The sequence below is a fragment of the Vibrio orientalis CIP 102891 = ATCC 33934 genome (genome assembly GCF_000176235.1).
GTDB classification, from domain to species: Bacteria; Pseudomonadota; Gammaproteobacteria; order Enterobacterales; family Vibrionaceae; genus Vibrio; species Vibrio orientalis.
On record NZ_ACZV01000005.1, the window covers coordinates 424,567 to 436,658 of the forward strand.

The 12,092-nt window shown below is 43.8% G+C and carries 15 protein-coding genes; 5 read left to right on the plus strand and 10 right to left on the minus strand.

Features of this window, described 5'->3' with window-relative positions; translation table 11 throughout:
- Positions 1 to 121: 121 nt before the first annotated feature.
- The 4 genes from VIA_RS12470 to gap form a co-directional block, all read right to left on the minus strand.
- Positions 122 to 1,063, minus strand: a complete 942-nt coding sequence (locus tag VIA_RS12470) for a ChaN family lipoprotein (protein ID WP_004413367.1) — start codon at positions 1,061 to 1,063, stop codon at positions 122 to 124.
- 77 nt (positions 1,064 to 1,140) lie between these two features.
- Complete coding sequence (gene rlmA, locus VIA_RS12475) at positions 1,141 to 1,962, minus strand: 23S rRNA (guanine(745)-N(1))-methyltransferase (protein ID WP_004413368.1); 822 nt, start codon at positions 1,960 to 1,962, stop codon at positions 1,141 to 1,143.
- Between the two features lie 116 nt (positions 1,963 to 2,078).
- Positions 2,079 to 2,963 (minus strand): D-hexose-6-phosphate mutarotase, encoded by an 885-nt coding sequence (locus VIA_RS12480; RefSeq protein ID WP_004413369.1) that lies wholly within the window; start codon positions 2,961 to 2,963, stop codon positions 2,079 to 2,081.
- A gap of 160 nt (positions 2,964 to 3,123) precedes the next feature.
- Positions 3,124 to 4,119 (minus strand): type I glyceraldehyde-3-phosphate dehydrogenase, encoded by a 996-nt coding sequence (gene gap / locus VIA_RS12485; RefSeq protein ID WP_004413370.1) that lies wholly within the window; start codon positions 4,117 to 4,119, stop codon positions 3,124 to 3,126.
- 360 nt (positions 4,120 to 4,479) lie between these two features.
- On the opposite strand from gap, the gene msrB reads away from it, so the two are divergent.
- The gene (gene msrB / locus VIA_RS12490; RefSeq protein ID WP_004413371.1) at positions 4,480 to 4,875 is read left to right on the plus strand and encodes a peptide-methionine (R)-S-oxide reductase MsrB; all 396 of its coding nucleotides are present in this window, start codon (positions 4,480 to 4,482) and stop codon (positions 4,873 to 4,875) included.
- A 39-nt stretch (positions 4,876 to 4,914) separates the two neighbouring features.
- Here msrB and VIA_RS12495 read toward each other — a convergent pair whose 3' ends face one another.
- On the minus strand, positions 4,915 to 5,733 hold the full coding sequence (locus VIA_RS12495; RefSeq protein WP_004413372.1) for a DUF2989 domain-containing protein: 819 nt from the start codon (positions 5,731 to 5,733) through the stop codon (positions 4,915 to 4,917).
- 106 nt (positions 5,734 to 5,839) lie between these two features.
- Here VIA_RS12495 and VIA_RS12500 point away from each other — a divergent pair, with 106 nt between their 5' ends.
- Positions 5,840 to 6,124 carry a YeaC family protein gene (locus VIA_RS12500; RefSeq protein WP_004413373.1) on the plus strand — a complete coding sequence of 95 codons (285 nt, stop codon included), beginning with the start codon at positions 5,840 to 5,842 and terminating at the stop codon, positions 6,122 to 6,124.
- Positions 6,125 to 6,158: 34 nt separating this feature from the next.
- Here the strand turns inward: VIA_RS12500 and VIA_RS12505 are convergent, their stop codons facing one another.
- From VIA_RS12505 to VIA_RS12520, 4 genes are all read right to left on the minus strand, one after another.
- Positions 6,159 to 6,656, minus strand: coding sequence for a YchJ family protein (locus tag VIA_RS12505; RefSeq protein WP_004413374.1), 498 nt, complete (start codon positions 6,654 to 6,656; stop codon positions 6,159 to 6,161).
- 10 nt (positions 6,657 to 6,666) lie between these two features.
- Positions 6,667 to 7,884, minus strand: a complete 1,218-nt coding sequence (locus VIA_RS12510; protein ID WP_004413375.1) for an EAL and HDOD domain-containing protein — start codon at positions 7,882 to 7,884, stop codon at positions 6,667 to 6,669.
- 79 nt (positions 7,885 to 7,963) lie between these two features.
- On the minus strand, positions 7,964 to 8,692 hold the full coding sequence (gene lpxH / locus VIA_RS12515) for a UDP-2,3-diacylglucosamine diphosphatase (protein ID WP_004413376.1): 729 nt from the start codon (positions 8,690 to 8,692) through the stop codon (positions 7,964 to 7,966).
- A 48-nt stretch (positions 8,693 to 8,740) separates the two neighbouring features.
- Complete coding sequence (locus VIA_RS12520; RefSeq protein ID WP_004413377.1) at positions 8,741 to 9,235, minus strand: peptidylprolyl isomerase; 495 nt, start codon at positions 9,233 to 9,235, stop codon at positions 8,741 to 8,743.
- A 202-nt stretch (positions 9,236 to 9,437) separates the two neighbouring features.
- On the opposite strand from VIA_RS12520, the gene cysS reads away from it, so the two are divergent.
- The 3 genes from cysS (at position 9,438) to VIA_RS22105 (ending at position 11,749) form a co-directional block, all read left to right on the plus strand.
- Positions 9,438 to 10,820: a cysteine--tRNA ligase gene (cysS, locus tag VIA_RS12525; protein WP_004417160.1), complete on the plus strand. Its 1,383-nt coding sequence runs from the start codon at positions 9,438 to 9,440 to the stop codon at positions 10,818 to 10,820.
- Between the two features lie 83 nt (positions 10,821 to 10,903).
- Positions 10,904 to 11,482, plus strand: coding sequence for a thymidine kinase (locus VIA_RS12530; RefSeq protein WP_004417162.1), 579 nt, complete (start codon positions 10,904 to 10,906; stop codon positions 11,480 to 11,482).
- A gap of 81 nt (positions 11,483 to 11,563) precedes the next feature.
- A complete protein-coding gene (locus tag VIA_RS22105) occupies positions 11,564 to 11,749 on the plus strand; it encodes a hypothetical protein (RefSeq protein ID WP_004417164.1) in 186 nt (61 codons plus the stop codon).
- Between the two features lie 94 nt (positions 11,750 to 11,843).
- Here VIA_RS22105 and infA read toward each other — a convergent pair whose 3' ends face one another.
- Positions 11,844 to 12,062 carry a translation initiation factor IF-1 gene (gene infA, locus VIA_RS12535; protein WP_001040192.1) on the minus strand — a complete coding sequence of 73 codons (219 nt, stop codon included), beginning with the start codon at positions 12,060 to 12,062 and terminating at the stop codon, positions 11,844 to 11,846.
- Positions 12,063 to 12,092: the final 30 nt, after the last annotated feature.

A 12,092-nucleotide genomic window follows, 5' to 3' on the forward strand; every position in this document is an offset into this window, starting at 1 on the left:
GTATAAAAACAACACAAGCATAAAGTGTGCCGATTTTATCAGTATGGGCTGATATCCGACTTATCCTACATTCTAACTGTCGAATACTCGCCCTTCAGGAGATCACTAGCAATGAAAGTGCCTATTTACACTCTAAGGTATTATTGCGGCTAGTTAGGTGTTGATAGGCCGCCATTCGATTCTCCATTTTCACGTAACGAGTCGGAGGCGCTAATACGTGGAGAACAAAGTCTTGGCCTTTATTAGCCCCGCTAAGATCTGCGTAAGGGGATATGACGACGACATTGAGATTGGGGTTCCGCTTCAAAATCGATGCTTTAGTTCCCAGCCCCTGTTCTATGTGAAATTTTCCGGCAATGTGCACGACTTGAGTCGATGGATTCGCATCTAGGTAACGCGTAATACTCTCCGCCATGGTTTCATCCCAGGTGACTTGAGCTGCAAATTGTTTTTCAGTTTGCTCAGGCTCTCCATGATGCATTGACGCCATGAACTTATCTTTATAAGGACTTGCAGAGGTATCTATTTCTTGGGCGAGCAAAGCTCTCTGCTGACCATCTAACTTATCCAAATAGCCAATTCCTTCTCGGCCGATACAACGTACAATCGGTTTAGGTGCATTGGCGGCAATGATATCGAGATTATGTTGTTTAGCGAGTTCGATAAGAGGGCGGTAGTCGCTTTCGTAATTAGGCCAAGCGTTGCCACTTTTGATCAGGACTTGCTCGCCGGTTTCTCCCGCCAGATAACTGTCGACATTCGCTTGTTTATCTCGGGAGAACTGTTCCATCGACAGAGCAACGTCATTATTGGCGGCTAATTGCTCTAAAAACTCGGTTTGGAATCGATGTATACCAGAGTGTGTATGCCATTCACCAATGAGTACCACATCGGCATCGAGGATTTCGCGAGGCAACTTTTGTAGAGAAATAGACTGCTTTTCTGGGGAGTAGAGCTGATAATCGTAAAAATTACCTACAGTGGTATCGGTAGAATTTGTCGAGAATACCGAGCAAGCAGACAGTGCAAATGTACTAAGAAATATGGCGAAAAGCCGCAGCATAAAAACCTCCATTAATGATCGTAGCAATAATAATGGAGGCGTTGCAATATCTCAATAAAAATGAGAATTATTATCTGTTAGCTTATTTTACGATAAACTCGGATCATAAAATCGGCCTCACACTCATAGAGTGTAGCTGATTTAAGTTTTTCTCTTAGCTCATCCGATGCTTTCCAAGCAAATGGTGTCATCTGCAGAAGATCGTAGGCATCCCCATCACTGAGCTGCATAACATAGCTGAGTTTTTCTTGTTTTTCGAGTTGGAAGCCTTCGATGCATTCCGCCTCTTCACTATGTAAACGTACGTCTGGGTATATCTCATCACGTAATTGGTATAGGTGGCGTCCAGCTGGAGTGACGGTCACTACCACGCCATTCTCTGCGACAACTCGCTGCAACTCTTGTGCTTTACACGGTGCATAAATTCGTAACACTGCGTCTAAGCTACAAGGTTCGAACGGTAGGCGATGACTTGATGCAACACTGAATGCGCAGTTTAAGTATCGCTTAGCGGCGTAGCGAATCGCGACTTTAGAAATATCCAAGCCATAAACAGTGGCATTGTCAGACTGCAGGGCTAACTGAGAGGCAACCTCTGTTGTGTAATAGCCTTCACCACAGCCGATATCTAACAATCTATGCTGCGTATCGACGAGTAACTGTCCACAAAGCTCTGCTACGTACTTTTTCAGTGGTTGGTAATGATCTTTTTCGAGGAATCGTCGGCGTGCCTGCATCATCTCTTTATTATCACCCGGATCTTTTGAACGTTTGTGCTGAACTGGCATCAAGTTGATATAGCCTTCTTTTGCTAAATCAAAAGCATGATTGTTTTCACAGCGATAGGTACGCTCAGTTAATGTGAGTGATTGATGGCAAAGAGGGCAGGTGTAAGACATAACATAGCTCAGATTCGATATTTGAGAGCGCAGAGTCTAGCAGGAACTGCTATGAGGAAAAAGGAATTGTTTCAGCTAGCCCTAGTCGTAACTAGGGCTATAGATCGATTCACTACTTACTTAGAAGATAGTGTTGTTATCAGCTGGTGGCTTTCACCCGGCTGTAGCGTTTTGCCTTGTTCAATAGACGGTGCATGTAAAGTCGATTCAACGCAAAGGAAGGTTTTGTAACCGTCGTCTTGCATGTCGCCCATACCTTGAGCACCTTCCGCCCATGGGTTCCATAGAACTGCAGAGTTGTGGCCTTGATTCTCAACAACTAGCGAGCGGTTTAGAACCGGATCTTGAACAGTGATTTGTGCACTAGGTTGACTGTAAACGCGATCAATAGTATCGGTTAGTCGTAGAGTTTCATCACCTTGGCAAATCTCGTCACCTTTCAGGCTATCAATGTACTCAGCGCCCATACCTGTTGTGGTTACTTGCTCGATATCACCTACCGTTAGGTACGTGTGTAGCGCGCCAGAGAAGGTCCAAGCTTGAGTATCGGTATTGGTTACGTCTAGCGTAACTTTTAGCTCATCGCTAATCTCAACCAATAGGTGCGCTTGGAACTGGTGAGGCCAAACTGCGAGTGTGGATTCGGACGGCAGTAAGCCAAGTTCTACGATGACACCGTTTTCGTTCTCACGATGTTCAAGCAGTGTCCATTCGCTGTTGCGTGCAAAGCCATGCGCAGGTGCCGCAATACGACCAAACCACGGCCAGCAAATTGGTATACCACCACGCAGAGCAGCTTTGCCATCAAAGATCGCTTGCTCACTCATCCAAATCAGGTCAGGTTGGCCTTTCGGTTGGAAAGATACGACGTGGCCGCCGTGTAGACAGATACCAGCTGAAGCCTTTTCGTGAATAACACGTACAATCTTTGTGTCACCTTTTTCGACGATGGTGACGTTATCAGAGAGTACAGTCAGTGCAGGTAATTGCTCTAAATTCATTTAGTAGTCCTCGGTAAGAGAAATGACATTCTTATATTCGCTCTAAAACAGTGAACAAAAGAATATGATTTCGAGATTTAGATACGGCAGATACTAAAAAGGCGACTCGAGAGCCGCCTTTTACAAGATTCTGCGCTAAACGCTTATCTTAAAGTAATAATTACTTAGAGATGTGTGCGATTAGGTCAAGAACTTTGTTTGAGTAACCGATTTCGTTATCGTACCAAGATACAACTTTAACGAATTTGTCAGTTAGAGCAACACCAGCTTTAGCGTCGAATACTGAAGTTTGAACTTCGCCGATGAAGTCTTGAGATACAACTTGATCTTCAGTGTAACCTAGAACGCCTTTTAGTTCGCCTTCAGAAGCTTCTTTCATTGCAGCACAGATAGCTTCGTAAGATGCAGCTTCTTTTAGGTTAACAGTTAGGTCAACTACAGAAACGTTAGCAGTTGGTACGCGGAAAGCCATACCAGTTAGAAGGCCGTTTAGTTCTGGAAGAACAACGCCTACTGCTTTAGCAGCACCAGTTGAAGATGGGATGATGTTCTGAGAAGCACCACGACCACCGCGCCAGTCTTTAGCTGAAGGACCGTCTACAGTTTTTTGAGTAGCTGTAGTTGCGTGAACTGTAGTCATAAGACCAGATTCGATACCGAACTTGTCGTTAAGAACTTTAGCTACAGGTGCTAGACAGTTAGTAGTACAAGAAGCGTTAGAAACGATGTCTTGACCAGCGTAAGTTGAATCGTTTACGCCCATAACGAACATTGGAGTTGCGTCTTTAGAAGGACCAGTTAGAACAACTTTCTTCGCGCCAGCAGTGATGTGCTTACGTGCAGTCTCGTCTGTTAGGAAAAGACCAGTTGCTTCAGCTACAACGTCAACACCGATTGCGTCCCACTTAAGGTCTTCTGGGTTGCGTTCTGCAGTAACACGTACAGTTTTACCGTTAACGATTAGGTTACCACCTTCAACTTCAACAGTACCGTTGAAACGGCCGTGAGTTGAATCGTACTTAAGCATGTATGCCATGTACTCTACGTCGATTAGGTCGTTAATACCTACTACTTCGATGTCGTTACGCTCTTGCGCTGCACGGAAAACGAAACGGCCGATACGGCCAAAACCGTTAATACCTACTTTGATAGTCATTATAGTTGCTCCACAACTTAATTTCTGATTAAAGATAACTGGTAGTAAAATTACAGAATCCAGTCAAAATCTGCAACTGATAATCGGACTTAACTTGTTTAAAGTCAAAAAAAAGCGTCGCTTTTTTTCACAATTAGTCGCAAATGGTCATCTTTTGAACGGATTACTGGTTTTTTCTCTAACCAGTTGACGTAAAATGGTGGACGACGCTGACAGCTGTGCTGAAAGTTTAACCATCCTGTTATGGTGTCAAAGTATGTGCTACAAAGGTTGTCGTTCGCAAGTTTTTCGCGAAAAAAGTCATAATAAAAAATGAGAATACGGAGAAATAGTGTTGTGAAACAGAAGGTAGTAAAGGTCATGAAGCCTGATGAACACTGGCGTGAAGCCTTATCTGATGAAGAATATCGAGTATGTAGGGAGCAGGGGACTGAAGCTCCATTTAGTGGCAAACTCCTGCATAATAAAGCGACAGGTATCTATGCCTGTACATGCTGTAAAGCCCCCCTATTTATCTCTGATAACAAGTATGACTCGGGCTGTGGATGGCCAAGTTTTGATGCCCCTATTAACGCTGAGGCTATTCGTTATTTAGAAGATCTTAGTCACGGAATGACTCGAACAGAGATCAGATGTGCAGCCTGTGACAGCCATTTAGGTCACGTTTTTCCTGATGGACCGAAAACAACCGGTGACAGGTTCTGTGTTAATTCAGTGTCGTTAATTTTCAACAATTCACAAAAAAGCGGTGAATAAATCACCGCTGTTTGTTTCATCCTTACAACATTAAAGCCTTTATTTAAATTTTGGCACCATGTTGGCGTTGAAGGTGCCGCTATTAATGGCATCTTCTAACTGCTCAGCAATATCATCTAACTGCTGATAGGTACTTTTGTCGAACCCGTAAAGCAGTTGCAGTTCGCTGCTTGACGCGATAGGTACTTCGTACCTTTGTGCAACCATGGTCCAGATGTAGGCTTCTTTCTTAGTGCCCAATCGATATGTGGTACTGGCTAGTGACTTAAATACTTCGGTATTGATGGTATTACGGTTCGTTAACTCCAACGCACGAAGTAACAAAGTGCGGGTCTTGTTTTGGTCGCGACTAGTATAGAAGGTTGCCAGTGCATACTGCATCTCTGCTGTTTCTAAAGTGGGGGTGCCTTCTAGCTGTAAAAAGTTACGTCTTGCTTGGTCACTGCCGGTTTGGCTCCACAAAAAGTAATAGGCCTGTGCGGAATTAGATTTCTCTAGTGTTGCGACGATAGAATCCAAATCATCCGATGCGTTCACCAAAGCATCAAATCGGCGCTGTTTTAAACCTGATTGATCAATCGGTTGTATTTGTGAGGCGAGCTCTAAGCACTTTTTGTACTCGGCAAGGTGGAGATACTCTTTGATTTTATTGTCATCAGTAGGGTTTTTGAGTACTTCGAAGCGGTGCCAGATTAAATCTGTTCTCGGTATGCGGCATTGACCGTCGCCCATGTTGAGCCGCTCACATTGCAGTGACGGGTTGGAACTGCACAGTTGCTCGGTATTCTTGTTACTTTCAAAACAGCCAACAAGGCCAAAGCTTACACTTATCAGTGTGAGTACTTGTAGTGATTTCATAGTGTCGTTGCTTGTGATCCGTTACACTTAATTATTGCTGTTATCTTGACTCAGCCTGCTAGCCAGTTAATGTTCGTCTATCTTTATTGACGAATTAGGATTTTCCATGGACGCAGAGCAGTTAATCAATGCCATCACACCAGAGGCTTATGAGCGTCTACTATTTGCTGTAGAAACAGGAAAGTGGCCTGAGGGTACTCTACTTTCACAAGAGCAGCGAGATTCTTGTATGCAAGCTGTGATGTTGTATCAATCTAAGCATAATTCAGAAGCGCAACATATGACAGTTGCACAGGGCGGGGAAATTAGCTTTAAGTCTAAAGCTGAGCTGAAAAAGCAGTTTCAGCAGGGGCAAGATGACATTATGCGAGTCAACCCAAACAAAGAGTAATAAAAAGGCAGGTTTGAACCTGCCTTTTTCGTCATTAGCCGCAGCACTTTTTGAATTTTTTGCCGCTGCCGCAAATACAAGGATCGTTACGTCCGACTTTTAAGCTTTGTACCGATTGATTTAACCTAGGATCTTCGGTTTCTTGAGCAGGGAACGTTCCGTCAATGTAATACCACAAGTTATTCTCGCGAATAAAACGAGAACACTCTTCCAAGCAATATTCATTGCCATTCTCTTGAAAGAAAGCCTTAAAAGTAACAAAGCCTTCGTTCTCATTGGCACCATTAGCTGTGCTGATTACTTCTAGTCGACGCCAGTCACTCTTGATGGATTCCGCAATTCCTTCGCGCTGCTCTTCAGCATGGCAACTTGAGTGATACGTGTTAACGACATAATCGACTAAGCCCTTTACGTGCGCACTGTAGCGAGATCTCATTAACTTTTCCGGAGTCGTCGCAAGCGCATGGTCATTATGAATCGGTTCACAGCATTGGTTGTAATCCAAAGTGTTTCCACATGGACAAGAGGTCATAACCACTCCATTAATTTGTTTTCACAGAAAGTAAGTCAGCTGTCCATTTGACCGATGCGTCATAACATTCGCTTAAGGTATCTTGATTTAAACCAATAGCCTGACAGCGTTGCTGCACTATATCCCATTCTGCTTTTTCATATGCTTTAGTTAGGACAAGAATGTCACCGAGCACACCTTCATTCTGTGTGATGGCAAGCTTGATGGACTCATCGACTGAAATCTCATCGATAATTTGATCTAGCGGTCGGTCTAACAAGCTATCGAGTAACGAAAACATGCCGGTCAAAAATGCCTGTCCTGACTCCAACTTCTCATTCAAACGCGAGCCGATAAGCTCACAATATCGTGCTCGTTGGATAGATAGCCCGTAGAGGTAATCGGGTTTGCTGTCTTGTGTCGAGGCTAGAGCAACTAATGAGATAAACTTGCGCAGTTTATCTTCACCCAAATAGACCAGCGCCTGTTTGAATGATTGAATGCGTGTTTTAACAATCGAAGAGGAGTTGACGAATGCCAGTAGCTTATAGGACATGGTCAGATCTTTACTGATCAATGATTCTATTGCGCCGTAGTTGATATTCTCTTTCGATATTTCGGTTAAAAGCTGCACTACCGTCATGAAGGACGGCTCTAGAGATTTTCTAGAGATCATTTCGGGTTTGCTAAAAAAGTAACCTTGAAAGTAATCAAAACCCGCTGTTTTGGCTTGTTCGAATTCTTCGTAGGTTTCAACTTTTTCGGCTAAGAATTCAATCTTTGAACCACTAAGACGCAATATAAACATGCGTGCTTTTTCAATCGGCACTTGGCGGATATCAAACTTAATAATTGAAACATAGGGTAAGAAAGCTCGCCATTCTTTACTCGGGATGAAATCGTCTAAGGCAATTTTGTAGCCCAACTGCGACATTTCCTTGACGACCGCAAGTAACTCATCCGTTGGAGGACAGTCTTCTAAAATTTCAATGACAAGGTTGTCCGATGGAAAAAGAGTGGGGACCTTGTTAATTAAGCTTTGGTACGGAAAGTTAACAAAGCCGAGTTTATCTCCAAGTGTCTCGTAGTGAGTTGAGAGAAAATGATCGGACAGTAAACGGCTAGTTGCGTGCTCAGGGTCGATTTCTGGGAATGTATTCTGTGGCCCATCTCTAAACAGCAGCTCATAGCCAAGCGTGTTTTTATCTTTGTCTAGAATAGGTTGCCTAGCAATATAAGAGTAGTTCAAGGTATATACCGCGCTCCGAGTAATATTATTCGAATATCAGCTGGCCAAAGGGCAGCTATAACAGGCTTAAGGCGATGGTTTATTGACCAAAAGGTCGTTGTTGTAACTCGAAAGAATCTTTATCGTACACCAGCACAGAGCCCTGTGTATACCAGTCACCTAACACTATTCTAGTACAGTTGTTTCCATCTTTATCAAATCGATGAACGTTTGGTCTATGGGTGTGGCCGTGGATCATAAGATCGACATTATGCTCGCACATCACGCGTTCAACTTCGTCTTGAGTTACGTCCATAATCTCAAGTGATTTTGTCTGCTTGTCTGTCTTGATATCGGACTGAACTTTGCTGACGATCTTCTTTTTGATGAACATCGGGATGCGGTTAAACACCCACTGAAGCCATGGTTGGTGAACTTTAGCTCGGTATTCCAAATACTTGACATCTTCTGTGCAAAGAGTGTCGCCATGCAAAACGATGGCTTGTTTACCGTATAAGTCGATGACAGTTTCATCCCCAAGAAGCGTCACGCCAGTTTGCTTAGCAAAGCGCTTACCAACCAGAAAGTCACGATTTCCTTGGGCAAAGTAGCAGGGTATACCAAGGGCGGTTAGAGCTCTAAATTCATTTTTTATTAGCGTGGCAAAATCAGAGCGATCATCATCACCGACCCAAAACTCGAAAAGGTCGCCTAATACATAAAGTGCATCAGCATGAATGGCTTCTTCTCGCATAAAACGGACAAAGCACTGGTTGATGTCTGGTGTAGCGGGGGAGAGGTGTAGATCAGAGATAAATAGTGTGGTCATAGTTATTTAGCAAGAGAGCGCATAATAATGCGCTCTCTTAATCCAAGATTATTCTTCGATTGTTGTACTTGTGATTAGTACGTCTTCTAGTGGTACATCTTGGTGCATGCCGTAAGAACCAGTGCTAACTGCTTTGATCTTCTCAACGATGTCCATACCTTCGATTACTTCACCGAATACACAGTAACCCCAACCATCTAGGCTTTCGCTACGGAAGTCTAGGAATGTGTTGTTGTTTACGTTGATGAAGAACTGAGAGCTTGCTGAATGCGGCTCCATAGTACGAGCCATAGCAAGAGTACCCACTTTGTTGCTCAGACCATTGTTTGCTTCGTTTTTGATAGGTGCGCGAGTTGGCTTTTCACGAAGGCCTGACTCCATGCCACCACCTTGAATCATGAAACCATCGATAACACGGTGGAATAGTGTGTTGTCGTAGAAACCATCACGGCAGTACTGTAAGAAATTTGCACTTGTTTCTGGCGCTTTTTCATCATTTAGTTGAATTTTGATGTCACCAAAATTTGTGTGAAGGGTGATCATGATTTTGTCCTTTACATAGGTTTTTGACTTGAATCCAAGATTCTATCGTAACTTTTCGGACATTAATACGTGAAAAGTTAGGGTTGAGACCTGAGTATAGGTGTTGTTGGTGTCTTTTTGAGCATTTGAGGGATTACGAAACTGGGCGTGAGTTGATATACTGATGCACTATTTTATTTCACTCAATTATTAGATAGAGATCATGTTAAAGATATATAACACACTCACAAGACAGAAAGAGGAATTCAAACCAATCACTGCCGGAAAGATCGGTATGTATGTCTGTGGGGTAACCATCTACGATCTCTGTCATATTGGTCACGGCCGTACCTTCGTTTCTTTCGATGTGGTTTCTCGTTACCTTCGTTACTTGGGCTATGACCTAACGTTTGTTCGTAACATCACCGACATTGATGACAAGATCATCAAACGTGCGAACGAGAATGGTGAGTCGTGCGACTCTTTGACTGAGCGCCTGATTGGTGAAATGCATGCAGACTTTGATGCATTGAACATGAAGCGCCCTGATGTAGAACCTCGTGCGACGGAATACATCAAAGAGATCATTGAGCTTGTAGAAACTCTGATCGAACGTGGTTTTGCATACGTTGCGGACAACGGTGACGTGATGTTTGAAATTGCCAAGTACGACGAGTACGGCAAGCTGTCTGGTCAAGACTTAGAGCAACTTCAAGCGGGTGCACGTGTAGAGATCGAAAGTGCAAAACGCAGCTCTCTAGACTTTGTACTTTGGAAAATGTCTAAGCCAGGTGAGCCGACGTGGGAATCTCCATGGGGCCCAGGCCGTCCAGGTTGGCATATCGAATGTTCAGCAATGAATTCATCAATTCTTGGTAACCACTTTGATATTCATGGTGGTGGTTCGGACCTTCAGTTCCCGCACCATGAGAACGAAATCGCGCAGTCATGCTGTGCACATGGTACTCAGTATGTAAATACTTGGATGCACAGCGGTATGGTGATGGTTGACCGTGAGAAAATGTCTAAGTCTCTAGGTAACTTCTTCACTATCCGTGATGTTCTAGGTCATTACGATGCTGAAACCGTGCGTTATTTCCTAATGTCTGGTCACTACCGTAGCCAACTAAACTACAGCGAAGATAACTTAAACCAAGCTCGTTCTGCTCTTGAGCGTCTATACACTTCGCTACGAGGTTTAGATCTAACTGTAAGTGCAGTGGGTGGTGAAGAATACGTAGCGCGCTTTAATGATGCGATGAACGATGACTTCAATACACCAGAAGCATACTCAGTGCTATTTGATATGGCTCGTGAAATCAACCGCCTGAAAGCGGAAGACGTTGCAGCGGCAAGCAGCCTAGGTGTAACAATGCGTCAGTTAGCGGATGTGATTGGTATTTTGCACCAAGACCCAGAAGCGTTCCTAAAAGGTGATGCAGGCAACGATGATGAAGTGGCTGAAATCGAAGCACTTATCAAGTTGCGTAACGATAGCCGTGCGTCAAAAGATTGGGCGAATGCGGATATGGCACGTGACAAGCTGACAGAAATGGGCATCGTATTAGAAGATGGTCCAGAAGGCACAACGTGGCGCCGTAAATAAGCGCTAAGCTAAGAATCTTTAAGGGCTGTTTATTCAGCCCTTTTCTTTAAAATGTTTATAAATCTTTATACAGGTATCAATCAGTGGCTCAGATGTACTTCTATTACTCGGCAATGAACGCGGGTAAATCAACCACTCTTCTTCAATCTTCATTCAACTATCAAGAACGTGGCATGACGCCAGTGATTTTTACTGCCGCGTTAGATGATCGTTACGGTATTGGTAAAGTTAGCTCACGAATTGGCTTACAATCTGATGCTCAGCTCTTTAACAGTGAAACAGATCTATATAAAGAGGTAGCCGCTCTCAATGAAGTTGAGAAGCGTCATTGTATCTTGGTCGATGAGTGTCAGTTTCTTTCAAAGGAACAGGTTTATCAATTAACAGAAGTGGTGGATAAGCTGCACATTCCCGTACTTTGTTACGGCCTGCGTACTGACTTCTTGGGTGAGCTTTTTGAAGGTAGTAAATACTTGCTTTCTTGGGCAGATAAGCTGGTTGAACTCAAAACCATTTGTCACTGCGGCCGTAAAGCGAACATGGTTATCCGTACTGATGAGCACGGTGTTGCGATTGCTGAAGGTGACCAGGTTGCGATTGGTGGCAACGATCGTTACGTCTCTGTTTGTCGTCAGCACTACAAGGAAGCGCTGGGGAAGTAAGTTAAGGCCACTTGGAACTCATGGGCAGGTGGTGTTGCACAAGCCGCTTAGTTTAGCTGAGCAGTTAGTGGTTGGTTCGTCATGAATCCGCATGCATGTTACACACCACCAACCCATGAATTTATTAATGAGCCGAGTGTAGGCGGTGGATACTCTGCATTGAAGGCATTATTAGATATAGCCAAGCAGCATGCGTATATCACCAATGCTGCAGCAAAGGCGGGCTTAAAGAAGCGGCTAGCGTTAGCTATATCTAATGATGGCTAAGCTTGATACCGTTGATAAAAACAAAAAAGCGAAGCACTAGGCTTCGCTTTTTTGTTGTATTCGACTAATTCGGATTGCGCTAGGCAGTCACAGATTAACGAGCACGGAAGACGATGCGACCTTTAGATAGGTCGTATGGAGTCATCTCTACAGTTACTTTGTCGCCAGTAAGAATACGGATGTAGTTCTTACGCATTTTACCAGAGATGTGAGCAGTAACTACGTGACCGTTTTCTAGCTCAACACGGAACATTGTGTTTGGTAGAGTATCAAGGACAGTGCCTTGCATCTCAATTACGTCTTCTTTAGCCATTTAATCCTCTTTTAAAAATGGACAATCTTT

Coding starts and splice junctions, on each gene's coding strand:
- VIA_RS12495 (WP_004413372.1), bottom strand. CDS start 5,733: ATGAAATCACTACAAGTACTCACACTGATAAGTGTAAGCTTTGGCCTT.
- VIA_RS12500 (WP_004413373.1), top strand. CDS start 5,840: ATGGACGCAGAGCAGTTAATCAATGCCATCACACCAGAGGCTTATGAG.
- lpxH (WP_004413376.1), bottom strand. CDS start 8,692: ATGACCACACTATTTATCTCTGATCTACACCTCTCCCCCGCTACACCA.
- infA (WP_001040192.1), bottom strand. CDS start 12,062: ATGGCTAAAGAAGACGTAATTGAGATGCAAGGCACTGTCCTTGATACT.
- VIA_RS12520 (WP_004413377.1), bottom strand. CDS start 9,235: ATGATCACCCTTCACACAAATTTTGGTGACATCAAAATTCAACTAAAT.
- gap (WP_004413370.1), bottom strand. CDS start 4,119: ATGACTATCAAAGTAGGTATTAACGGTTTTGGCCGTATCGGCCGTTTC.
- VIA_RS12470 (WP_004413367.1), bottom strand. CDS start 1,063: ATGCTGCGGCTTTTCGCCATATTTCTTAGTACATTTGCACTGTCTGCT.
- VIA_RS12480 (WP_004413369.1), bottom strand. CDS start 2,963: ATGAATTTAGAGCAATTACCTGCACTGACTGTACTCTCTGATAACGTC.
- cysS (WP_004417160.1), top strand. CDS start 9,438: ATGTTAAAGATATATAACACACTCACAAGACAGAAAGAGGAATTCAAA.
- msrB (WP_004413371.1), top strand. CDS start 4,480: ATGAAGCCTGATGAACACTGGCGTGAAGCCTTATCTGATGAAGAATAT.
- rlmA (WP_004413368.1), bottom strand. CDS start 1,962: ATGTCTTACACCTGCCCTCTTTGCCATCAATCACTCACATTAACTGAG.
- VIA_RS22105 (WP_004417164.1), top strand. CDS start 11,564: ATGAATCCGCATGCATGTTACACACCACCAACCCATGAATTTATTAAT.
- VIA_RS12505 (WP_004413374.1), bottom strand. CDS start 6,656: ATGACCTCTTGTCCATGTGGAAACACTTTGGATTACAACCAATGCTGT.